This is a genomic window from Streptomyces sp. NPDC050610 (assembly GCF_040654875.1).
In the GTDB taxonomy this organism is placed as follows: Bacteria; Actinomycetota; Actinomycetes; order Streptomycetales; family Streptomycetaceae; genus Streptomyces.
This window is the reverse complement of the sequence record NZ_JBFAIV010000011.1, coordinates 71107-94693: the sequence shown is the minus strand read 5'-3', so window position 1 is coordinate 94693 and position 23587 is coordinate 71107. Positions and strand designations below refer to the sequence as shown.

The following is a 23587-nucleotide window of genomic DNA, read 5'->3' as shown; positions in this document are numbered from 1 at the left end:
CGGCACGGCTTCTTTTCCCGCTTGACGCACGGGAAGCCGCAGCGTATGGGAAACCGCGGCTGACGGGACGTTGTCTCTTTTCTCCCGTAAACCGCAAGTCGCGATCGAGACGATTACCTCGACGGGCGGCATTTCCCGCCGTTTTCCAGAAAGGATCAGTAAACGATCAGGCAGAATTCTCGGACACCGGGCGGAACCGGCATCGGACACCGGACGGAATCGGCAACGGGCGCCGGATGGAGCCGGCAGCGCGACCGGCACCGCAACCAGCAGCGCGACCGGCACAGAAGCCGACACCGAAACCGGCACAGAAGCCGAGACCGACACCGACACCGAGACCGGCAACGGAATCGGCGACGGCACCGCCACGACAATGAGGGAGCAGCCGTGAACGGACAGCGAAGATTCGGCCGCAGAAGGCTCTTACAGACAGGCTTGGGGGTCGGCGGCGCGGCCCTGGCGGCGAATCTCCTGCCCGAACTGCCGGGTGTGCGGGGCCGGGCGGCCTGGGCCGTGCCCGCCGAGGCGCCGCCCGGAGCGGACCGCCTGGGCGGCGGCTTCCCGGACTGGAGCAGATACGCGCGGCTGGCCGATGCCACATTCGACGACGACGCCGAAGCCGGGGCCCTGAAGCCGGTGATCGCCGCTCTCAAGACGCAGCACGTCAGCGTGATCGAGGTCGACACCATCCTGTCGAACTGGATCACGGACGCCGAGTACGCCGCGCACCTGAAGACGATCAAAACTTTCGTGGGGCTGGCGCACCAGTCCGGGATACGGGTCGTCATGTATTACCCGTCGCTGGAATTGATCAGCGCCGGGGGCGAGAAGGGCCCCTCGTTCTACAAGAACAGCAATGGAAAGGCGTGGGTGCAGCACTCCCTGGACGGGAAGCCCAATGTCTTCTACGGCAGCCTGGTCGTATGGGTGGACCCGGGCGACGAGAGCTGCTGGATGAGCCCCAACTCCCCGTGGAGCGACTACTACCTGGGCCGGATCAAACTGCTCGCGGCCACCGGCGTCGACGCGATCTGGCCGGACGTGCCGATCTACTTCGACGGCGCGGCCGACTGGTGCGACGCCTCCACCTGGGCGGCGGCCGCCTTCAAGGCGGACACCGGCCTCGACCTGCCGGTCAAGAAGGACTTCGGCAACCTGACCTTCCGCCGCTTCGTGGAGTGGCGCCACCGCAATCTGCACCAGTGGCAGGTCGACATCGCCGCCGCCGGCACGTCCGTCAACCCGGACCTGGTCACCTTCTCCGAGACGGTGAGCATGGACTACCAGTACGCCACCCTGATCGGGCTCGACGGCGCGTACACGCGGCAGAGCCCGGGGCTCAGCCAGTGCTGGGAGGTGGACATCCTCAGCAACTACGACGGGATGCGCCACGCCACCGCGTCGGACTGGACCTGTCTGATCTCGATGTACAAGTACGCGCGGGCCGCCAGCGGCGCCAAGCCCGCCTGGGCGTTCTCCTACGGCTGGAAGGCCGATGACGCCTCCCTGGTGATGGCCGAGGTGCTGGCCGCCGGCTGCAACCCGTACGAGGTCAAGACCCCCTTCAAGAGCGACAGCGCCGACCTGCCGATGCGCACCCGCATGTACGGATTCGTCGAGGCCCACGAGAAGCAGTTGTACGACGCCACGACGCTGGCGGAGGTCGGCGTCTACCACTCCGCCGCCTCCCGGGACTTCGTCAGCCCTTCCTCGGGCAACGGCATGTACGTCAACACCAAGAAGCCCGCCGGGGTCAAGGAGTGGTGGGCCAGCGAGGCGGAGGAGAGCTGCACCCGGCAACAGTGGCTCGGCGAGTTCCGGGGCACCGTCAAGGCCCTGGTGTACGAGCACATCCCGTTCGCCACCGTGACCAGCCCCGGACTCACCGCCGCCGACCTGGCCGGCTACCGGGCGCTGCTGCTGCCCAACCTCCAGGCCGTCTCGGACGCCGAGGCCGAGGTGCTGCGGGGCTTCGTCTCGGGCGGCGGCACCGTCGTGATCACCGGCCCGGCGCCCACCGCGTACGACCAACTGGGCACGGCCCGCGCCGAACTGGCCCTCGCCGACGTGCTCGGTTTCCGCAAGGCCGACCCGTTGCCCGCGAGCAAGGAGAACCGGTTCGGCTCGGGCGTCTGCTGGTACGTCAAGGCCCTGCTGGGCCACAGCTATCTGGCCTCCACCGACCAGGCGAGCGCCGACCAGCTCCTCGCGCCGGTCCGCGCGGCGGCCCCGGCGCGGGTCAAGTTCACCGGTGACCGCCGCATCCACCTGGAGGCGAGCAGGCTCGGCGACGACACCATCGTGCAACTGGTCAACTTCACCGGCTTCGGGGACGCTCCGGCCGCCTTCAAGGTCACCCCGGCGGCCTGCTCGGTCTCGCTCGTCGTCCCGGCGGGCAAGCAGGTCAAGGCGGCCACGGTCAGCTCGCCGGACGGGCCCTCGCCCGCCCCGCGGCCGGTCTCCTGGACGGTCTCCGGAGACGAGGTCACCGTCGCGCTGACCGTCACCCAGTACTCCCTCGTGACGATCACCACGGGCTGACCGCGCCCTACGCCCCGGGGACGCGGATCCGCCACAGAGACGTCGGCCGCTCCTCGTCCCCGGGATGGGACTCGAAGGCGATCCACCGCCCGTCCGGCGACCAACTGGGCGCTCCGTCATAGCTGTTGTTCCGCGTCACCCGGACCGGGCGCCCGCCGTCGGCCGGCATGACGAAGATCTGCGGCACCTCCAGCCCGCCCGAGGTGGAGGAGAAGACCACCGAACGGCCGTCCGGCGACCAGCTGGCGTCGGTGTGCTCGCCCGAGCCCTGGGTGAGCCGCCGCAGCCCGCCGCCGTCCGCGTTCACGATGTACAGCGCCCACGCGTCGCTGTGCTGCTCGCGGCGCTGGAAGACGAGCCGGTCGCCCCGCGGCGACCAGTTGGGCTGCCGGTTGTCCGTACCGGTCGCGGGGCCGTTCAGCAGCCGGGTCTGCCCGCTGCCGTCCCGCCGGATCTTCCAGAGGGAACCGAGCGCGGACCGCTCGGGCCGCGCCGCCGCTTCCTCCTGCCCGTCGTCGGGTTCGGGGTCTTCCCGCTCCACACTCTCCTGGAAGGCGAGCCAGTCCCCGCGCGGCGAGAAGCTGGGCTCCAGATACCCCGAGTCGCCGCCGTGCCGCGTCACCCTGGCGGGCGCGCCGCCGCCCGGCGGCAGCACCCAGATCTCGTCCCGGTCCACCCGGTCGGAGGTGAAGGCCACTCCGGCCGACGGGTGCCAGCTGGAACCGGGCAGATTCACCGCGGCCTGGCCGGACTCGTCGAGCAGCGTCCGGGAGCCGCCGCGCGCCGCGCGGCCGGACGGCCCGTCAGCACCTGGCGGGAGCACCCGCAGCGCGGCGGCGCCGTCGTTGTAGCCGCCGTGGAAGAGGGTGAACAGCAGGGATTTTCCGTCCGGCGAGAACGCGGGGTTCTGCGCGCTGGCCCGCCCGCTCGCGCGGTACGTCAGCTCGGCGCCGTCCCCTCGGGTCACGCGGTTGTCCGCCGGCCCCGTGGGGTCCTTGGATTCGGCCGTGTTCGACCCGCTGGGCTCGGGCGGGCGCGGCGACTCGGGCTGTGAGCCGCACGCCGTCAGGACGAGGGCGGACAGGAACGCTGCGACGTACGGGCGGCTGCGCATTGCCCCGACAGTAGCGGAGTCAACTCCCTTACCACTACCACGAATTGGCGATCATGCCATCCTCCCGCGCGAGCACGTCCTCCACCCGGATGGGCAGCGACCGATGCCGCCGGCCCGTCGCGTGGTGGATCGCGTTGGCGATGGCGGGAGCCACCCCCACCAGCGCCACCTCGCCGCACCCCTTGACCCCGAGCGCGTTGACCAGCGGATCGGGCGCGTCGATGAAGTCGACGTCGATCCGGCGGACGTCGGCGTTGACCGGCACGACGTACTCGGCCAGATCGGCGTTCAGGAACCCGCCGAACCGCGGATCGGGCTCGCTGCGCTCGCGCAGCGCCGCCCCGATGCCCCAGACCACACCGCCGCGGATCTGGCCGGCGGCGGTGACGGGGCTCGCGACCCGGCCGCAGTCCACGACGCTGACCACCCGCTCCACCCGGACCCGCCCGATGGCCGGTTCGACGCGGACCTCCACGAAATGAGCGATGAAACTGAACGCGGAGAAACCCGGGTACTCTGGCCCTGCCGGAGTGGGCAGCCCCGCCCGCAGCCGGTCGGCGGCCTGTGCGGACTGGCCCGGCGGGAGGGACAGCGCCTCGACCACGGCCTCCGGCCGCCCCGCCGCGGCCAGTTCGGCCGCCGCCGCGACCGTGTCGACCGGCCCTTCGTCCGGCGCCCCGAGGCGCACCCGCAGCTCCCGCAGCGCGGCGTGCACCGCGGGCAGCGCCGTGGCCGTCCCCCACGACCCGGCGGTCAGATGCTGCGGCACCCCGCCCGTGTCGCCCACACCGACCCGTACGCTCTCGGCCGCGATCCCCAGGTCCAGCGCGACCGTACGGGCCACCGCGGTCCGCAGGCCCTGCCCCATCTCGTGCCCCGACGCCTCGACCGCGATCCCGCCGTCGGCCGCCAGCCGCAGCCGGGCCACGGCGGGGCCCGCCGACGCGCGGTACGCGCCCGCGGCGACGCCCCACCCGACGAGGGCGCCGTCCGCGGCGCGCATCGAGCCGGGCCGGGGCGTACGAGCCGCCCAGCCGAACCGCTCCGCGCCCCGGCGCAGACACGCGGCGAGATGCCGGGAGGAGAACGGCCGGCCGGTCACCGGATCGGTGCCGGTGTCGTTGGCCAGCCGCAGCGCCACCGGGTCGCGGCCCGTGGCGCAGGCGATCTCGTCCACCGCCGATTCGAGGGCGAACACGGCGGCGTGCTCGAAGGGCGCGCGCATGAAACCGGGGGTCTGCACATCGGTGCGGGTGAGCCGCTGATGGCCCCGGAAGTCCGCGATCCCGTACATGCGCGCGGTGACGGACGTGAAGTCGGAGGCGAACAGGTCGTGCCGCGACGTCTGCTGCCGCGTCTCGTGCACGGCGGCCGTCAGACGCCCGGAACGGTCGGCGCCGAGCCGTATCCGATGGCGGCTCGCGGGCCGGAACGTACTCCCGTGGAACGTCTGCGTCCGGGGCACGACGAGCTTGACCGGCCTGCCGAGCCGGCGCGCGGCCACGGCCAGCGGGCCGACGTGCGACTGGAGCCAGGTCTTCTGCCCGAAGCCGCCCCCGACCTGCGGGGAGACGACCCGGACGCGGGCGGGATCGATGCCCAGCTGGCGGGCCAGGCCGTGCTGCACCGCCCCCGAGTTCTGCGTGCACTCGTGCACGACGAGGTCGTCGCCGCGCCACTCGGCGACCGTGCCCAGCAGCTCCATCGGCACCTGGTGCTGCGCACTGATGCCGAACTCCCCGTCGAACCGCACCGGACTCCGCGCGAACGCCGCGTCCGCGTCGCCCACCGCCGTGTCCGCGAACATCGGCTGGGGGAGGGCCGCCGCCTGCCCGACCGTCTCGGCGCCGGGCGCGTCGAGGGTGACGGCCACCGGCTCCGCCGCGTACCGCGCCTCGACCAGCGCGGCCGCCTCGGTGGCCGCGACCAGCGTCTCTGCCACGACCAGCGCGATCGGCTGACCGCGGTAGGCGATACGGTCGTCCAGCAGCGGTTGCAGGGTCTGGAAGCCGTAGCCGCCGCTCAACCGGTAGCCGGCGGGGCGCAGTTCGTGCTCCTCGAAGCGGGTCAGCACCAGCAGTACGCCCGCCACGGCACGGGCCGCCGCGGTCTCGACGTGCGTGACGCGGCCCCTGCCGACGGTCGCGACGGCGAGCATGGCGTGGGCCAGGCCGGGCGGCGTGCGGTCCGCGCTGTAGCGGGCCGCGCCGGTCACCTTCTCGTAGGCGTCGACGCGGGGGATCGGGGTGGCGGCGCGTGCGTCCGGGGCGTGGAGGCGTGCGTCCGGGGCGCTGTCCCGGTGCGTCGGGGCGCTCATGCTCCGGCCCGTTCCGCGGCCGTACGCAGCGCCTCCGCGACGACACGCGCCCCGAGGCGGACCTTGAAGACGTTGTGCGAGCCCGGCCGGGCCCCGGCGAACGCGACCTCGCCCGCGCGCACGGCGCTCTCCTCGGTCAACACCCCTCCCGCCACCGCCCGTTCGGCCTCCACGGCGCGCCAGGGGCGGGTGGCGACGCCGCCCAGGGCGATCCGGCAGTCCGCGACCCGGCCCCGGCCGTCGAGGGTGAGCGCCACGGCCGCGGACGCCAGCGCGAAGGCGAACGACTCCCGGTCCCGGACCTTGTGGTAGGCGGAGCCGCGCCCGGCGGCGGTGGCCGGGACGCGGATGCGGACGATGAGTTCGCCCGCGCCGAGGGTGTGCTCCCGGTGCGGGGCGTCCGCCGGTTCCCGGTGGAGGTCGGCCAGCGCGATCGTACGGGCGCCGCCCGGCCCGTACAGATCGAGGCGGGCGTCGAAGGCGAGCAGCGCCACCGCCCAGTCGCCGGGGTAGGCGGCGGTGCAGGCGTCGCTGGTGCCGAGCACGGCGTGACCGCGGTCGAGGCCGCCGCGGGCCGCGCAGCCGCTGCCCGGCCGCCGCTTGCCGCAGTCGAACGCCGGTCCGCCGCGGAAGTAGCCGCACCGGGTGCGCTGGAGCAGGTTGCCGCCCACCGTCGCCATGTTCCGCACCTGCTGGGAGGCGGCCTTGGCCAGCGATTCGGCCAGCGCCGGGTACTTCCCGCGCAGCACCGCGTCCTCGGCGACGTCGGCCATCCGCGCGCAGGCGCCGAAGACCAGTTCGCCGGGCCCGGCCGTGTCGAACACGGTCAGTTCCGGCAGCCGCCCGATGTCCACGACGGCGGACGGCGTCTCGACGCCCAGCTTCATCAGGTCGTACAGGCTCGTGCCGCCGGCCAGCAGCCGCGCGCCGGGCCCGCCCTCGGCCAGCGCGGCCACGGCCTCGGCGACGGTGGCGGGCGCGCGGTAGGAGAAGCGGCGCATCGCCTCAGCCTTCCGTCGTGCGCGCGTAGTCGCGGACCGCGGCCACGATCCCCGGATACGCGCCGCACCGGCACAGGTTGCCGCTGAGGTACTCCCGGATCTCCTCGTCGTCCCCGGCGTGGCCCTCGGCCACGCACGCCAGCGCCGACATGATCTGGCCCGGTGTGCAGTAGCCGCACTGCAGCGCGTCATGGTCGATGAACGCCTGTTGCAGCGGGTGCGGGGCGCCGTCCGGCGCGGCCAGCCCCTCGACGGTCGCCACCGCCCGGCCCCGGGCCTGCACGGCGAGGGTCAGACACGCCAGGACCCGGCGCCCGTCGGCGTGGACGGTGCACGCGCCGCACTGGCCGTGGTCGCAGCCCTTCTTCGCGCCCGTCAGTCCCAGCCGCTCGCGCAGCACGTCGAGGAGCGATTCGCGGGTGTCCAGCACCAGGCGGACCGCTTCGCCGTTCACCGTGAAGGCCACCTCCGCCGTGTCGTCGGGGGACGAGCCGTGCTCCGGCTCCGTTGCCGTGCCGGTCATCGTGTCCTCCGGGCTCTCCCGATACGGGCGGGCGTCGGGGCGTTCACGGGCGCTCCCGCACGGCCTTGGCCAGCGCGGTGACGATGCGTTGGAGGAGGGGGCGCGAGGTGGCGAAGTTGAGCCGTACGAAGCCCCGTCCGGCGGCGCCGAACACGGACCCGTCGCTCAGCGCGACCTTCGCGTGCCGGAGGAAGAAGCCGCCGGGGTCGTCCAGGCCGAGCCCCCGGCAGTCCAGCCACGCCAGATAGGTCGCCTCCGGCGTGCGGTAGCCGACCTCGGGCAGCTCGGCCGCGAGCGCCTGGTCCAGGAACCGGCGGTTGCCGTCCAGATAGCGCACCGCGCGCCGCCGCCACGCGTCCCCCTCGCGGTAGGCGGCGATATTGGCGGCGATCCCCAGCGTGCTCGATCCGTGCCGCGCGTGGAAGGGCAGCTCCCGCCAGCGCACCACGTCCTGAGGGGTCGTCAGGATCACCTGGGAGCACTTGAGGCCGGCGATGTTCCACGCCTTCGACGCGGACGTCACCGTGATGGTGTGCGCCGCCGCCTCGGGGGAGAGGGAGGCGTACGGAATGTGGTGGCACCCGGGGTAGACCAGGCCCGCGTGCACCTCGTCGGCGATCACCCGCGCCCCGTGCGCGGTGACGAGGTCGCGCAGGGCGGTCAGCTCGGCCCGGCCGAACACCCGGCCGGCCGGGTTGTGGGGGTTGCACAGCACGACGGTCCGCGCGCCCGCGGCCAGCGCCGCGCCGATGCCCTCGATGTCCAGCGCCGGGCGTCCGCCGTCGGGTGTCAGGGCCACCTCGACGAGGGGGCGGCCCAGCGCCTCGACGATCTCGAAGAACGGGGGATAGGCGGGCGTCGGGACGACGACAGCCGAACCGGGCGGGCTGTAGGCGTCGATGCCCAGGCCGATGCCCGTCAGGATGTCGGGCACCAGGAAGATCTGCTCGGCCGGAACGGACCAGCCGAAGCTCTCCCGCAGCCAGTCGGCGCAGGCCGCCGGCAGCCCCGTGCGGATGTCGCGCAGTGGGTAGCCGGTCTCGCCGTTGTCGACCGCCCGGTGCAGCGCCGCCCGTACCTCCGGCGCCAGCGGGAAGTCCATCTCGGCCACCCACGCGCCCAGCACCGAGGGGCCGTTGCGCCCCCACTTCAGGGAGCGCCGCTCCATCACGTCGTCTATGCCGATGTCGTGGAACTCGGATGCCATGCCGCGACCGCCCGCCCTCCAGTAAGAGCCACAGGGGGAGATTCAGTGGGGGATTCAGTGGGAGAACAGCCTCAGTCCCGTACGGACCAGGACGATGCCGTGCTCCCGGCAGGCCGCCTCGACCTCGTCGCTGCGCCGCGACCCGCCGCCCTCGACCACGCAGCGCACGCCGTGCGAGGCGGCGACGTCGACGTTGTCGCGGAACGGGAAGTAGGCGTCCGAGGCGAGCGTGCAGGGCGATTCGCTGGACAGCCACGCCGTGCGTTCGTCGGCGTCGAGGTCCTCGACCATCCGCAGCACGGTGTTCACCCGCTCCTGGAGCGGCGTGCCGCCCGGGAACGCGGCGCCGGCCGGCCGCGGATGCCGCCGCAGCCGCCAGCGGTCGGCCTTCTCCCCGGCGAGGCGCACGCAGTCCACCCGCGACTGCTGCCCCGTGCCGACGCCGACCGTCCTGCCGCCGGACACGTACGCCACCGAGTTGGACTGCGCGTACCGCGCCGCGATCAGCCCCAGCACGGCGTCCCGGCGCAGCTCCTCGGTGAAGCCGTCCGCCTCGCCGAGGGCGGCGTCGTCGATCGTCACGGGGTCCCGGTCCTGGACGAGGCGCACCCCGAAGACGTCCCGGACCTCCTCCTCGGGCGGTACGTGGCCGGGGTCCATCTCCAGGACCAGGAACGCGCCGCGCTTCTTGCGGGAGAGCGTCGCGAGGACCCCCGGCTCGTACGCGGGGGCGATGACGCCGTCGGAGACGACCCGGGCCAGGAGCCGCGCCGTGTCCGCGTCGACGGGGTGCGACACGGCCGCCATGTCGCCGTAGGACGAGCGCGGGTCGCAGTCCCGGGCCCGCGCGTAGGCGGACGCCACGTCCGACAGCGGTCCGTCCAGCGCGAACGTGGCCCGAGCGGTCGGGTCGACCTCGCCCGCGAGGGCGGCGCCGGCCGGGGAGACGTGCTTCATGGAGGCCGCCGCGGGCGTCCCGAGCGCCGCGCTCGCGGCCCGTACCAACTGCCAGCCCTGGAGCGCGTCGAGCAGATTGACGACAGAAGGCGTGCCATTCAATACGGAGAACGGCAGCGGGCCGCCGTCCGGCATTGTCACCATGGCCCGGGCCTGCTGGGGGTTCAATCCGTATTTGAGCGGTAAGCCGGTCTGACTGCTCGGCATGCGAATGACCTCTCCTGTGTCGACAGCAGTTGGTCGGCAGGCGGCCGGCGGGCGCGCCGGACGGGCCGTGAGGCGGCCGGGGAGATTGCTCTCCGCCAAGGTAGCGGCAATCCGGTGGCGGCCGTCAACCCGGTGAGAAGGACGGGAAGGCCCTGGTGCGCGGCCGCCCGAGGTGTCCCCTTGCTGTCGGGGTACCGCTCCCATACGCTCCAACGAGCTGTCCGCGAACGGGAAATGAGCCGGTTCGCCGAAGGAGGAGCCTCGCCGCCTTGGACGTAGAGAAGAAATCGGATACTCCGCAAGGAGTATTACCGGTGGGCCCGGCCCCGACAAGCTTTTCGTGGAGCTATTGGTCGCGGTTCGCGCTCGTCTACTGCTGTGGGATTCTCACCGCCATGAGCCTCGGCAAGATGGCGCCCATCGCCGTGGAGCTGCGGGGCGCGCTGGGGCTGTCCCTCGACCAGATGTCGCTGGTCACCTCCGCCACGACGGCCGTCGCCGCGCTGTTCGGCATCCCGATGAGCTATCTCCTGGTGCGCTTCCCGCTCCGCTGGGCCCTGGTCACCGGCTGCCTCGTCATGGCGGTCGCGGGCTTCCTCGGCTCGCGCACCGGCCACTTCGGCTCGATGATGGCGACCAGGCTGGTGGAGAGCCTCGGCTACGTGGCCGTGGTCGTCGCCGCGCCCGCGGTGATCATCGCGATGGGCGGCGGGGTCCGGCGCATCACGGCGCTCGCCGTGTGGGGCACCTTCTTCCCCGTCGGCCTGGCGCTCGGCCTCTTCGCCGGCGGCCTTCTCTCGGCCTGGTTCAGCTGGCGCACCTGGCTGGCCATCGCCGCGGCGGCGCTCCTGGCGATGGGCGTCGTGACCGCCGTCGTCCTCGGCAGACCGGCCCGCGTCGACGGGGACGGCATCGAGAGCGCGGACGCGAGCGGGAGCGCCGAGGACCGGTCCGGACCGGCGGGGGAGCGGAGCCCGCGCAGGCTCGCCCGGCCGCTGCTGCTCGCCCTGGGGTTCGCCACCGCCAGCGGGTCGATCGTCGCCGTCGTCTCCCTGCTCCCCACCTACCTGCACGAGGAGCTCTCCGTCTCCACGGCCGAGGCCGGGACCCTGACCGGCGGCGTCTCGCTGGTCGGCACGGTCGGCGGCTTCCTCAGCGGCTGGATGCTGCGCCGCGGCGTGCCCGTGCGCCGGGTCTTCGCCACCTCGCTGCTGATGCCGGTCGGCACGGCCATCGCGTTCCTCAGCTCGGCGGGCGTCGCCATGAGCGCCGTCGGAGCGATGATCGTGGCCATCGCCAACGAGATGGTGGTCGCCGCCGTGTTCGCCACGATTCCGACGGTCGTCCGGACCCCCGCCGACATCGGCATCACCAACGGCCTCGTGGCCCAGGTCGGCAGCGTGGGCTCGCTGGCCGGACCGCCGTTGGCCAGTTTCGCGGTGCTCGCGGCCGACGGCTGGTGGGCCGTGGTGCCCACGGTGCTGCTGGTGTGCGCGGTGGGGACCGTACTGCTGCGCGTTTCCGTGCGGCGGCTTTCCGCCTGATTCCGGCGCGCCGGGAGGAACGCAGCTCAGCGCCCCGTCGGCGGCGCAATTGATCAATTCCGATTGCGCCGCCGATGGATATGAGCCAAATCGATCAGATCACCATTGTCACCCGGCCGTGCCTGAGTATGCTGAACGCGGTTGACCACCGGATTGAATGATCATTCGGCGTTGCCCGACGGTGCCGCCCGGAGGTGGGGGACACGTGTTCCAGAGCCAGAATTCCGATCCCTTGGACGAAGTACGTGCCGAAGTACGGACCTGGCTCAAGGAAACCTGGCAGGTCAGCCTGTTGCTCGGGGAATGGTGGCGACTGCTGGCGGACGCCGGATTCGCATTTCCCACCTGGCCGGCCGGCCTGGGCGGCCGAAAAACGCGGCGCGAAGAAGCCAAGATCATAACCGAGGAAATCGGCCGGGCCGGCGCGCTCGGACCGCCCGGCGGCGTCGGCCAGATGATCGGCGGCCCCATCCTCATCGAATTCGGCACCGAAGAGCAGCGCCGGCGCTGGGTGCCCGCGCTGGCCGCCGGAGCGGAATCCTGGTGCCAGCTGTTCAGCGAGCCCGGCGCCGGCTCCGACCTCGCCGGCCTCCAGCTCCGCGCCGACCGGGACGGCGACCGGTGGGTGCTCAACGGCCAGAAGCTCTGGTCGCGGGAGGCCGAGACCGCCGAGCGCGGCCTGGTCCTCGCCAGGACCGACTCCTCCGTGCCCAAGCGCAAAGGCATCAGCTACTTCGTCGTCGACCTCGACCAGGACGGCGTCGAGGTGCGGCCCATCCGGCAGATGAACGGCCGCGCCACCTTCAACGAGGTCTTCCTCACGGACGTCGTCGTCCCCGCGGAGAACCTCATCGGCGCCCTCGGCCAGGGCTGGCCGGTGGCCCAGGCGTCCCTCATGTACGAGCGCGTGGAGGTCGGCGGCGGCGGAGTGCTCCGGCCCGCCCGCATCGCCTCGCCCGGCAGGCGGACCGGCATGCTCGACCGCCCCATCAGCGACCTGATCGAGGAGAGCCGGCGCGCCGAACGCGCACGGCCCGTCGTCCCCGGCGTCCGCACGCCCGCCGCGATGACCCGCCTCGCGCAAGAGGTGGGCAAGGACCAGGACCCGCTCGTACGCCAGCGGATCGCGGCCATGCACGCGGTGGCGGAGACCAACCGCATGCGCATGCGGCAGGCGCGCGCCGCGCCCCGCAAGGGACGCCCGTCCGGGCCCGAGGCGTCCATGGGAAAGGTCGTCAGCTCCGAACTCGGCCGCGAGGCCCGCGACATCAGCCTCTCGCTGCTGGGCGCCGAGGGGATGGTGACGGACGGCGACAGCACCGCCGGCGGCGCGTTCCAGCAGATGGCGCTCTCCGTGCAGTCGCTGTCCATCGCGGGCGGCACCGACGAGATCCAGCGCAACCTGATCGGCGAACGCCTCCTCGGACTGCCCCGCGAGCCGGAAGCGGACCGGGACGCCCCATTCCACCAACTGCGGGTCGGCACCCAGAAAAAAGAACCGGACGGCACCGGCGCCTGACCCGCGCAGGCAGCCGCACCACCGCGCGACGAAGACGGCCGCACCGCTGCGGCCGGTACGGACGTAATGGCATCGGCGGCACCGGGAGCAGCGTGAACCACGCGAGTGCGCACACCACCTTGAGCACGGCGGCGCGGGCCGGAGAACGCCCGTGAACACCGCGCGCGACATCGAGGGAGAAGGCGGCCGACTGGCCGTCGCCGCCCTGCGGCACGCGGGCGTGGACACCGTCTTCACCCTGTCCGGCGGCCACATCTTCTCGCTGCTGCACGCGGCGGCCGAGGCCGGCCTGCGCATCGTCGACGTCCGCCACGAACAGACCGCCGTCTTCGCCGCGGAGGCGTACGCCAAGCTCACCCGCCGCCCCGGCGTCGCCCTGCTCACGGCGGGCCCGGGCGTCACCAACGGCATCAGCGCCATGGCGGGCGCCTGGTTCAACGGCTCCCCGCTCGTGGTGCTCGGCGGCCGGGCCTCGCAACGCCGCTGGGGCTCCGGCTCCCTCCAGGAGCTGGACCACGTCCCCATGGTCGCGCCGGTCACGAAGGCGGCCCGCACGGTCACCGCGACGGACCGCATCGCCGACGAGGTGCGCGACGCCCTCGCGCTGGCCGCGAGCCCCCACCGCGGGCCGGTCTTCCTGGACTTCCCCATCGACGTGCTCCACCGCCGGGCCGCCGCGACCCTCACCGAAAGCCCTTCCCCGGCGGCCGGTTCGCCCGACCCGGACGAGATCGACAAGGCCGCCGCCCTGCTGGCCGGCGCCGAGCGGCCCGCCCTCGTCGCGGGCGGCGACGTCTGGTGGGGCGGGGCCTGGACGGCGCTGCGCCACTGCGCCGAGGAGCTGCGCGTACCGGTGTTCATGAACGGGCAGGGGCGCGGCTGCCTCCCCGCCGACCACGAACTGGCCTTCGCCCGGACCCGGCGCTCCCTCACGGAGGCCGACGTCGTCGCGGTCGTCGGCACACCCCTCGACTTCCGGCTGTCCTTCGGACGGTTCGGAGACGCACAGGTCGTCCACATCGTCGACGAACCGGCGCAGCGGGCGACCCACGTGGCGACCGCCGCCGCGCCGGCCGGGGACCTCACCGCGATCCTCGGGGCCATGGCCGCGTGGCGCGGCGAGCGCCGCGGCCACGAGGAGTGGATCGGCCGGCTGCGGGAGCGGGAGCGGGCCCTGCGCCGCGCCGAGGAAGCCCAACTGGGCTCGGACAGCGACCCCATACACCCGGCGCGGGTCATCGGGGAGGTGCGCGCGCAGCTGGCGAAGGACGCCGTCGTGGTCGGCGACGGCGGCGACTTCGTGTCGTACGCCGGCAAGTTCCTCGACTCCCACCTCCCCGGCCACTGGCTCGACCCCGGCCCGTACGGCTGCCTGGGCAACGGCGTCGGGTACGCCGCCGCGGCCCGGCTCCGCCACCCCGGCCGGCAGGTCGCGCTGCTCCTCGGCGACGGCGCGTTCGGCTTCTCCGCGAGCGACGTCGACACCCTCGTACGCCATCGGCTTCCCGTTGCCATGATTGTCGGGAACAACGGCATCTGGGGGCTGGAGAAGCACCCCATGAACGACCTCTACGGCAGCGACGTCGCCGCCGATCTGCGGCCGGGGTGCCGGTACGACCAGCTCGTCCAGGCGCTCGGCGGCGCCGGCGAAGTGGTCGAACGCCCGGCGGACATCGCCCCGGCACTGCGCCGCGCGTTCGCGGCGGGAGTGCCCTATCTCGTGAATGTGCTGACGGATCCCAAGGTCTCCTACAAGCGCTCCTCGAAACTCGGATGATTGCCATGAACTCATCGACTGGTCATGTCGCGCCCGTGCGGGGGCGGCTTCAATTCGGCGTGTTGCAGTTCTTCTCCTGGCCGGGCAGAAAACATCCCCTGCCGACCGTCTACGACCGGGCGCTGAACCGCATCGACATCATGGAACGGTCCGGTGCGTACGAGGCCGTATGGCTGGCCGAGCACCATTTCACGACGTATTCCGTCTCGCCCTCGGTGAGCGTCATGGGGACCCTCGTGGCCGCCCGCACCGAGCGGCTGCGGATCGGCACCGCCGTCTCCCTGGCCTCGATGTACCACCCCCTGCGCCTCGCCGAGGAGATCGCGCTGCTGGACGTGGTCTCCGGGGGCCGGGTCAACTGGGGCGCGGGGCGCGGCAACGACCCCGGCGAATTCAAGGTGTTCGACCTGGACCTCGACAGCAGTTACGCGAAGTTCCGCGAGAACGTGGACATCGTGCTGCGCGCCTGGCAGGACGACCGCCTCACCTACCACGGCGACTTCCACACGTTCGAGGACGTCGAAGTCCTGCCCAAGCCCCTCCAGCAGCCGCACCCCCCGGTCTGGCTGGCGTCCTCGTCGCCCGACGCGATCGCCTGGTCCGCGTCGGCCGGCTACTCCATCCTCATGGACCCCCATTCCACCCACGTGGACATCGGCGTGAAATACGCGGCCTATCGCGCGGGGCTGGCGGACGCGGGGCATTCCGTGGAGGGGCGGGTCACCCCTATGGCGCGGCTGATCGCCGTCGCGCCGACGGACGAAGAGGCCCGCGAAATCGCCCTGCGGGGCGCGCAGTGGACCGTGGGATCGATGAGCGATCCCTCCCGCCGCAAATACTCGAAGCGGCTGCGGCCGGGATCGCCGCCCCAGGACGAGGGGGCGCGCCGGAGCGCGGTGGAACGGTATGTGGACGACGTCATCATTCACGGCAGCCCAGCCCGGGTCGCCGAGCGGATTCAGGCCCTTCAGGAACAGATAGGGCTGCACTACCTGCTCTGCGCTCCGCTCAGCCACAGCTCATTCCTGCTGTTGACGAACGAGGTGATCCCGAAGCTCGTGTGAGGCATAATTTTCCTCAAGGCCGAACAGCAACACCGAACGCCGAACGTCCTTGTGCGACGCGGCAGATGGCCTTTCACCCGAGTTCCGTGTGATCACCCGTTGGGGGCTGAGCTTGATCGTCAACCAGTGTCTGCTCGTCGATGGGGACGACACGCTATGGGAGAACAACATCTATTTCGAGCGTGCCATCGAGGAGTTCATCGACCTCGTGTTCCACGACCGGACGACCCGCGCCGAACTGCGCCGCATGCTCGACGAGATCGAGACCGCGAACTGCAAGGTGCACGGATACGGCGCCAAGAGTTTCGTACGGAGCCTGCACGAATGCTATGAGCGCGTGCACGCCCAGGTGGCCTCCGTCGACCACGCACAGGCCATCGCCGAACTCGGCGACCGGATCCTCGACCAGGTGCCCGTGCTGATCCCCGGCGTGCGGGAGACCCTCTCGCACCTCCAGCGCCGCCACCGGCTGATCCTGCTGACCAAGGGGGAGCTCGACGAGCAGACCACCAAGGTCGAACGGTCCGGGCTGGCGCCGCTCTTCGAAGACGTCGTCGTCGTACCGGAGAAGACCGTCGACACCTACACCACGGTGGTGGAGCAGGCCAAGGCCGACGCCGACCGCACCTGGATGATCGGCAACTCCCCGAAGTCCGACATCGTGCCCGCGCTCGCGGCCGGGCTCCGCGCCGTGTACGTACCGCACCCCGACACCTGGGTGCTGGAGCGGCAGCCCGTACCGGAAGCCCCCGACCACCTGCTCCAGATCGACCGCTTCTCCGAGCTGGCGGAGCACTTCTGATGGACCGCCCGCGCCTGGTCGCCGTAGGGGACGCGCTCGCCGACATCGTCGTCGCGGTGCGGCCGGGCGCGTGCGAGGCCCTGGGCGTCGCCCCCGGCACGGCGGCGTTCCGCGACCGCGCGGCCCTGGAGGCCGCGGTGGCCCGTCTCGCCGACGGCCCGGTGGCCGCCACGGCGGGCGGCAGCGCGGCCAACACCTGCGTCGCCTTCGCGGCCAGCGGCGGGCACGCGTCGCTGCTGACGGCCTCGATGACGGACGACCTGGCACGGGCGATCGGCGCCGACCTCGCCGCGCGCGGCGTGCGCGTCCCGCTGCCGCCCGGCGGCGACGGAGCGACCGGCCGCTGCCTGGTGCTGCTCCTGCCGGACGGCGAGCGCGCCTTTCTGATCTGGCAGGGCGAACCGGGGCGGCTGCGGGTCCTGCGCGACGGCGTGGCAGCCCACTTCGCCCGGTCGCGGCCGTGCGACGCGGTCCTCTTCGAGGGGTATCTGCTCGCCGCCGACGAGGGGCTGGAGGTGGGACGGGCCGCCATGGCCTACGCCTCCGCCGTGGGCGCGGCCCGGATTCTGGCCCTCTCGGACCGGCGGCTGGTCCTGGAGCACCGGCAGCGCTTCGACGCCGTCCTGGCGGCCGGAGTGGACGTCGTCCTCGGCAACGGAGCCGAGTTCGCGGCGGTCACCGGCAGGGCCACGGCGGACGACGCGGCGGCCGACCTGGCCCGGCGGGGCGTGCTGGCCGTCGTCACGCTGGGCAGCCGCGGCGCGATCGTCCACGGCCCCGCCGGCCGCCACCTGATGACCGGCGAGGAGATCGTTGCGGCCCCGAGCGCGCTCGGGGCCGGGGACGCGTTCGCCGGGGGATTCCTGTACGGCCTGCTCTCCGGCGAGGAGCACCCCGTCTGCCTCGCGCTCGGCACCGGCAGGGCGCGGGCGGTGCTGAAGGTCAGGCAGGCGCGCGCACCCGTCCGAGGACCCACCGGAGGCCAGGCATTGATGACCCGGACCGACGACATTCCTTGACTCCCTTATCCGCTGTCCCGCGACCATCCCCGTGTGCCTTGCGGCATTACTGACGAACCAATTCTGTTGAACAGAACGGCGCTTGCTCCGACCGCACCGATGTGTTTAGCCTGACCGGGCGAGAAAACCCCCTTTGTGAGAAGGAGATCGTCGACGTGACGACTACGGTTCGCACCGAAGGAATTGGTCCCTCCGCGGTTTTCGCACTCCCTTGGCTGGTGGCAGAAGAACACGGCTACTTCGCGGCCGAGGACATCGAAGTGGAATTCGTCAAGAACCGGGCCGAGCAGACCCTCACCGAGCCCGCCGAAGACCACCAGCTCGTCGACTCCATCCGAAACCACGTGCCCTTCGAGGAGGGCCAGGTGGATCTGTACCGCGCCTGTGAATGGGGGCAGATCCGGCGGGCCCACGACAGCCGGCGCGGCGCGAAGATCATCGGCAAGCGGTCCTCCATCGCGGTCATGGCCCTGATGGCGGCGCCCGGTTCGCCGTACACCTACCCGCAGACGCTCGCGGACGCCCCGATCGCCGTCAGCTTCCACAACGGCAACCACTACGCGGCCATCCAGATGCTGGAGGGGTTCCTGACGGGCCCGGAGATCAAGACGGTCGGCTACCACACCATCGACGGCTACCACGCCGTCAAGAAGGGCGAAGCCGCCGTCGTGGCGCTCTCCGAGCCATGGATCGCCCTCGCGGAGAAACAGGGCTTCCAGAAGGTCATCGAGACCCACTACGCGGGCCTGGAACTGGCCGCGCCCGACTTCGACCCCGCCGTGTACGCCGCCTGCAACCGCGCCATCGGCCGTGCCGTCGCCGACATCAACGCCGACAAGCGCCGGTATCTGCACTACCTGATCGACTCGCTGCCGGAGGAGTTCCACGGCGTGCTCACGCCGGAGGACTTCCACCTGCCCCGGCTGCGCTATGCGGAGCCGGCCCCGTACACCCGCGAGGAGTTCGAGAAGTCCTACGCGTGGATGCAGCGCTGGGAGCTGATCGAATCCGGCGCCGCATACGCGGACCTGGTCGTCGAAATCCCCGGCGAGGACGCACTCAAATAACCGGCGCCACCACTTCGCGAGGGAGAGAAAATGTCCGAGGCAAACTCGCAGGAATGGGGCGTCCGCATCCGCACCGGATGCCGCGTCAGTTTCACCCTCATCGACCTCAACGGCGAAACCGGCCGGCGGAACGGCATGGCCTCCATGGCGCTCCGCTCACCCGGCTTCGAGGCCCTCGTCCTCCCGGCCGAGAACAACACGGTCGAGACCGACGAGAACGGCGCGGCCCACGCCGAGGCCGTGACCGCGCTCCTGGACCGGCTGCGGGCCGCGTGGGACGGGCCCGCCGCGCGCGTCGTCATCACCAAGGGGCTGCCGCCGCACACCGGCTTCGGCTCCGGCACCACCACGGCGGTCGCGGTCGGCCGGGCATACGCCCAGTTCACCGGCCGCCCGATCGACGGCGCGGAGATCGCCCGGGCCGCGGGACGGGCGGGCACCTCCGGCGCCAGCCCCAACCTGATCGAGCGCGGCGGATTCCTGGTCGACGGCGGGCACCGCAACCCCGACGACTTCTCCGACGACCCGAAGCGCTACCTCGTGCCGACCCGGTACGCGGGCGGCGGGCGCCGCCCGCCGGTCCTGATCTCGACGCAGTTCCCGTCCTGGCCGATCCTCGTGATCATCCCGAACGGCCACCAGATGCACGGCGAGGTGGAGCGGGAGTTCTTCGCCCGCACGCTGCCGATCCCCGCCGAAGAGGCCCGGCGCACCGCGCACGCCGTCCTGATGAACCTCGCCACCTCCGTCATGGAGGCCGACTACCGGGCCTTCTGCGAGGCGGTCAACTTCCTCACCTACGAGAGCTACTTCAAGCAGAAGCAGATCGACATGCAGTCCGACCAGGTCAAGTTCCTGCTGGAAGAGGCCCGGACCGGCAAGGAGATCGACGCCATCGCGATGAGCTCCGAAGGCCCGATGTGCTACGCCTTCACCCGCCGCCCGCAGGCCGCGGTGGAGCGGCTCACGGAGCTCCGCGAGAGCGGCGTGGTGCGCGAGTTCTGGTTCAGCGGCGCGCGGAACGCGCCCGCCACCGTCGAGTGGATCCCCGCACTCGACGACCTGTCCCTGGTCGACTGAAAGACCCCTCGGCCGACTGAGAGACCGCGAGCGGGAGGACAGCGCGTTGCCGAAGAGGTATTCCACGAAGAACCTGGTCACCCGGCGGGAGCCGGAGCCCGGCCGGAGCGGGGTGGGGCTGTTCGAGTTCACCGACGACTACTCCGTCTTCCACTACGGAAAGATGCCCGACCGCATCCCGGACAAGGGCGAGGCCTGCTGCCGCATCGCGGCCTTCAACTTCGACCTGCTCGCCCGCGCGGGAATCCCCACGCACTACCGCGCCTTCCAGCCGCCCGACCAGCTGGAGTTCACCCTCCTGCGCGTCATCGACCCGCGGCACCGGCCGCTCGCGCCCACCGACGCCAACCACCTGATCCCGCTCCAGGTCATCTTCCGCAACATCATCCCGCCCGGCTCGTCCGTGCTCCGCCGCCTCGAACTGGGGCGGCTGGCACCGGCCGACATCGGGCTGACCGCACCGCCCCGACCGGGCGCCGTCCTGGACCGCCCGGCCATCGAATACACCACCAAGCTGGAGGAGATCGACCGCTTCATCGACCGCGGCGAGGCCGCCAAGACCGGCGGCCTGGACGAAGCCCAGCAGACCGCCCTGGAGGAGCGCACCCGCGCCGTGGACGAGATCGTGACGGCGCACGCGCGGAGCGTCGGACTCGTACACGCCGACGGGAAGGTCGAGTTCGGCCGCGACGACCGGGGCGCGCTGATCCTCGTCGACCACGCCGGAACGCCCGACGAGGCCCGGCTGCTCCTCGACGGGGCTCACGTCAGCAAGCAGGTCCTCCGCGACCACTACGCCGCGAGCGGCCTCCAAGGCAGGGTCGAGGAGTGGGTGCGCGACGGCCGCCCCCGATCCGACTGGCCCGCGCCGCCGCCGCTGCCCGCCGAAGTCGTGGACCTGGCCGCGGAGATGTACCGCTCGCTGTGCGAAGCCTGGACCGGTACGCGCGTATGGGGTGCCCGCCCACTGGACGAGGTCGTGCGGCGGCTCGCGGACGCCGTGCCCGGCACGGGCCGGGGCGGTGCGTGATGGACCTGGTCATTGTCGGCTGTCAGGCCGGCGACGAGGGCAAGGGGAAGATCACGGACCTGGTCAGCGAGGGCGCGCACGCCGTCGTCCGCTACCAGGCCGGCCCCAACACCGGGCACACGGTCGTGGTGGACGGCGGGGAGCACCGCTTCGTACAGGTACCCGCCGGGGTGCTGCGCGGCGCCGTCGGGGTGCTGGGCAGCGGATGCGTGATCGACCCGCGCTCCCTGATCACGGAGCTGGCCGGGCTACGGGACAGCGGACTCGACCTCGACCTGCGCCTCAGCGAGTCCGCGCACGTGATCTTCCCGTACCACATCGAGCAGGACATCGCCCAGGACGACTGGCGCGGCGCGGAGCTCGCCACCTCGGCCGCGACCGGGTTCGCCGACGGCACCGGCCGGATCGGCACGACCCACCGCGGCGTCGGCCCCTGCCGCGAGGACAAGGTCGCGCGGATCGGACTGCGCCTCGTCGACCTGCTCGACGAGGACCTGCTCAGCGCCCGGCTGGCCCGGATCGTCCCGCTCAAGAGGGCCCTGCTGGAACGGGTCTTCGGCCGGCCGGACGGCAAGGAACCGGCGGCCGACGAGGTCGCGCGGCTCGTCGAGGAGTACGGGGCGGCCGGCCGCCGGCTGGAGCCGTATCTGTGCGACACCTCCACATGGCTGCGCCGGGCGCGGGCCGAGGGCGCGTACCTGGTCTACGAGGGCTCGCAGAGCTTCGGCCTCGACCTGGAGCAGGGCACGTACCCGTACGTCACCAGCGGCTTCACCGGCGCCGCCGGGGTGACGGTGGGGACCGGCACCTCCCCGGCGCAGCAGTTCACCGTCCTCGGCGTTGCCAAGGCGTACATGGTCCAGGTCGGCGGCGGCCCGCTGGTCGGCGAGCTGACCGGGGCGGCGGCCGAACACCTGGTCAGCCGCGGCCGGGAGTGGGGCACGGTCACCGGCCGCCGCAGACGGGTCGGCTGGTTCGACGCCCCCATGGTCCGGCGCGCCATCGAGGTCGAGGGCATCTCCGAACTGGTGCTGACCAACCTCGACGTGCTGGCCGGCCTGGACGAGGTCCAAGTGATCACGAGTTACCGGGTGGACGGGCGGACCGCGGACGCCTACCCGGTGCGGCTGAAGGACGCCGCGGCGGCGGTCCCCGTGCTGGAACAGCTGCCGGGCTGGCCGGAGCAGGACTGGGCCGAGGTCGCGCGCCGGGGCGCGGAGGCGGTGCCGGAGGCCGCCCGGCGGTACATCGACCGGCTGTCGGAGCTCCTGGACGTGGAGATCGTCGCCGCCGGCGTCGGCCCGGACCGCCGGGACACGGTCTCGCTCTCCGAGACCTCGCTGCTCTCCAAGAGATGAGCGCGGGCCCCGAGTGAGAAACCGACGAGGCGGGTGTGCGGACCGGATGGCAGCGGAGAACGGCGGCGAAAACCCGCCGGCCGGAGGAGAGCGATGTCGACGGATGAACTCACCACCGCCGTCCCGCCGACGGCGGGGGAGGCGGACGACGAGCGCCCCGGCCCGGCGCCCGCCTCGGAGAGGAGGTGGCGGGACATGGGAGAGCAACGCGTGAACCGATGCCTGATAACAGCCGAGCGGGTCTGGGACGGCACCGCGCCCGAGCCGATCCGCGAGGGCTTCGTCCGCGTCGAAGGCGCACTGATCACCGCCGTCGGACGCCGCGCCGACCTCGGCCACGACGCCGCGCGGGACACCCTCCACCTCGACCTGCCCGGCGCCACCCTGCTCCCCGGCCTCGTCAACGGCCACGCGCACATGGCCCTCTCGGGGGCGGACACCCCCATCCGCGACTACCGGCGCGAAGCCCGCGCCGGAGACGCGGCCCTGGCCGTACGGGCGGTGCGCAACCTGCGGGCCTCCGTCGAATCCGGCGTCACCACGGTGCGCGACCTCGGCACGGTGAACGAGGTCGCCTTCCCGCTGCGCGCCGCCGTCGCCGACGGCCTCGTACCGGGCTCGCGAGTGCTGGCCACCGGCCGGCCGATCACGGTGACCGGCGGCCACTGCCACTGGTTCAGCCACGAATGCGACACCGCCGCCGAGGTCCGCGTCGCCGTCCGGCGCCAGGTGCGCGACGGCGCCGACTGGATCAAACTCATGCTCAGCGGCGGCAACCTGACCCCGCGCAGCAACCCGCTGCGCCCCCAGTACAGCGAGGAAGAGGTCCGGGCCTGCGTCGAGGAGAGCGACCGGCTCGGCGTGCGGGTCGCGGTCCACGCCTACGACCCCGTGAGCATCCGCCGGGCCGCGGACGCCGGGGCGCACACGCTGGAGCACTGCCTGTTCGAGACCGAGCGGGGCATCGAGTACGACCCGGCCACCGCGGAACTGATGGCCGAGCGCGGCATCGCGTTCGTCCCCACCATCAGCGGCGCGATGCACCGGATGCGCGGCGCCGCGCCCGGCACGCCCTCGCCGGTCGCCGCGCGGTTCCACGAGAAACAGGTGCAGATCCGCGAGGTCTTCCGGAATCTTCTGGCGGCGGGGGCGCCGGTGGTCGCCGGATCGGACGCGGGGGTGCCCCAGCGGCAGTTCGACGGCTACCCGGCCGATCTCGCCGCCCTCGTAGGGGACGACGGCATCGGAATGACCGCACGCCAGGCGCTGGCGGCGGCGACCTCCGGGGCCGCGGAACATCTGGGAATCAGCGATACGGGCGTCATCGCGCCGGGCAGGCGGGCGGATCTGCTCGCGGTGCGGGGCGACCCCCTGAGCGACATCAGCGCCATCGTCCAGCCCATCGTGGTCCTCGCCGGAGGAGTACGGGTGCTAAGGCCCGCGGGGGCCTGACAGGAGCG

The 23587-nt window shown here is 72.4% G+C and carries 19 protein-coding genes; 13 read left to right on the top strand and 6 right to left on the bottom strand.

Annotated elements, in window-relative coordinates:
* The first annotated feature begins 70 nt into the window (after positions 1-70).
* Together AB0I22_RS16200 and AB0I22_RS16195 are read left to right on the top strand one after the other, a co-directional pair.
* Complete coding sequence (locus AB0I22_RS16200; RefSeq protein WP_363131413.1) at positions 71-391, top strand: hypothetical protein; 321 nt, start codon at positions 71-73, stop codon at positions 389-391.
* A 44-nt stretch (positions 392-435) separates the two neighbouring features.
* On the top strand, positions 436-2541 hold the full coding sequence (locus AB0I22_RS16195; protein ID WP_363131412.1) for an alpha-amylase family protein: 2106 nt from the start codon (positions 436-438) through the stop codon (positions 2539-2541).
* A gap of 7 nt (positions 2542-2548) precedes the next feature.
* Here AB0I22_RS16195 and AB0I22_RS16190 read toward each other — a convergent pair whose 3' ends face one another.
* From AB0I22_RS16190 to AB0I22_RS16165, 6 genes are read right to left on the bottom strand one after another with little or no spacing between them, the layout of a single operon-like run.
* Positions 2549-3655, bottom strand: coding sequence for a hypothetical protein (locus AB0I22_RS16190; protein WP_363131411.1), 1107 nt, complete (start codon positions 3653-3655; stop codon positions 2549-2551).
* A gap of 34 nt (positions 3656-3689) precedes the next feature.
* Positions 3690-5972, bottom strand: coding sequence for a xanthine dehydrogenase family protein molybdopterin-binding subunit (locus tag AB0I22_RS16185; RefSeq protein ID WP_363131409.1), 2283 nt, complete (start codon positions 5970-5972; stop codon positions 3690-3692).
* Entirely contained in the window at positions 5969-6973 is a 1005-nt protein-coding gene (locus AB0I22_RS16180) for a xanthine dehydrogenase family protein subunit M (RefSeq protein WP_363131408.1), read from the bottom strand. Before AB0I22_RS16180 ends, AB0I22_RS16185 begins: the two co-directional genes overlap by 4 nt.
* A gap of 4 nt (positions 6974-6977) precedes the next feature.
* Complete coding sequence (locus AB0I22_RS16175; protein ID WP_363131407.1) at positions 6978-7496, bottom strand: (2Fe-2S)-binding protein; 519 nt, start codon at positions 7494-7496, stop codon at positions 6978-6980.
* Between the two features lie 43 nt (positions 7497-7539).
* A complete protein-coding gene (locus tag AB0I22_RS16170; RefSeq protein WP_363131406.1) occupies positions 7540-8703 on the bottom strand; it encodes a MalY/PatB family protein in 1164 nt (387 codons plus the stop codon).
* A gap of 54 nt (positions 8704-8757) precedes the next feature.
* Positions 8758-9867 carry a phosphoribosylaminoimidazolecarboxamide formyltransferase gene (locus AB0I22_RS16165; RefSeq protein WP_363131405.1) on the bottom strand — a complete coding sequence of 370 codons (1110 nt, stop codon included), beginning with the start codon at positions 9865-9867 and terminating at the stop codon, positions 8758-8760.
* A gap of 155 nt (positions 9868-10022) precedes the next feature.
* Here AB0I22_RS16165 and AB0I22_RS16160 point away from each other — a divergent pair, with 155 nt between their 5' ends.
* From AB0I22_RS16160 to AB0I22_RS16110, 11 genes are all read left to right on the top strand, one after another.
* Positions 10023-11411, top strand: a complete 1389-nt coding sequence (locus tag AB0I22_RS16160; protein WP_363131404.1) for an MFS transporter — start codon at positions 10023-10025, stop codon at positions 11409-11411.
* A 232-nt stretch (positions 11412-11643) separates the two neighbouring features.
* Positions 11644-12930: an acyl-CoA dehydrogenase family protein gene (locus AB0I22_RS16155; protein ID WP_363131403.1), complete on the top strand. Its 1287-nt coding sequence runs from the start codon at positions 11644-11646 to the stop codon at positions 12928-12930.
* Between the two features lie 151 nt (positions 12931-13081).
* Complete coding sequence (locus tag AB0I22_RS16150) at positions 13082-14707, top strand: acetolactate synthase (RefSeq protein ID WP_363131402.1); 1626 nt, start codon at positions 13082-13084, stop codon at positions 14705-14707.
* A gap of 5 nt (positions 14708-14712) precedes the next feature.
* Positions 14713-15771: an LLM class flavin-dependent oxidoreductase gene (locus AB0I22_RS16145; protein ID WP_363131401.1), complete on the top strand. Its 1059-nt coding sequence runs from the start codon at positions 14713-14715 to the stop codon at positions 15769-15771.
* A gap of 112 nt (positions 15772-15883) precedes the next feature.
* Positions 15884-16573, top strand: coding sequence for an HAD family hydrolase (locus AB0I22_RS16140; RefSeq protein WP_363131400.1), 690 nt, complete (start codon positions 15884-15886; stop codon positions 16571-16573).
* Positions 16573-17592 (top strand): PfkB family carbohydrate kinase, encoded by a 1020-nt coding sequence (locus AB0I22_RS16135; RefSeq protein WP_363131399.1) that lies wholly within the window; start codon positions 16573-16575, stop codon positions 17590-17592. The genes AB0I22_RS16140 and AB0I22_RS16135 overlap by 1 nt, the downstream gene beginning before the upstream one ends.
* A 218-nt stretch (positions 17593-17810) precedes the next feature.
* Entirely contained in the window at positions 17811-18659 is an 849-nt protein-coding gene (locus AB0I22_RS16130; protein ID WP_363131398.1) for an ABC transporter substrate-binding protein, read from the top strand.
* A 30-nt stretch (positions 18660-18689) separates the two neighbouring features.
* Entirely contained in the window at positions 18690-19739 is a 1050-nt protein-coding gene (locus AB0I22_RS16125) for a beta-ribofuranosylaminobenzene 5'-phosphate synthase family protein (protein WP_363131397.1), read from the top strand.
* Positions 19740-19785: 46 nt separating this feature from the next.
* Positions 19786-20769, top strand: a complete 984-nt coding sequence (locus AB0I22_RS16120) for a phosphoribosylaminoimidazolesuccinocarboxamide synthase (RefSeq protein WP_363131396.1) — start codon at positions 19786-19788, stop codon at positions 20767-20769.
* Positions 20769-22127, top strand: a complete 1359-nt coding sequence (locus tag AB0I22_RS16115) for an adenylosuccinate synthase (protein ID WP_363131395.1) — start codon at positions 20769-20771, stop codon at positions 22125-22127. The genes AB0I22_RS16120 and AB0I22_RS16115 overlap by 1 nt, the downstream gene beginning before the upstream one ends.
* A 93-nt stretch (positions 22128-22220) precedes the next feature.
* Positions 22221-23579, top strand: a complete 1359-nt coding sequence (locus AB0I22_RS16110; RefSeq protein ID WP_363131394.1) for an amidohydrolase family protein — start codon at positions 22221-22223, stop codon at positions 23577-23579.
* The last annotated feature ends 8 nt before the right edge of the window (positions 23580-23587 follow it).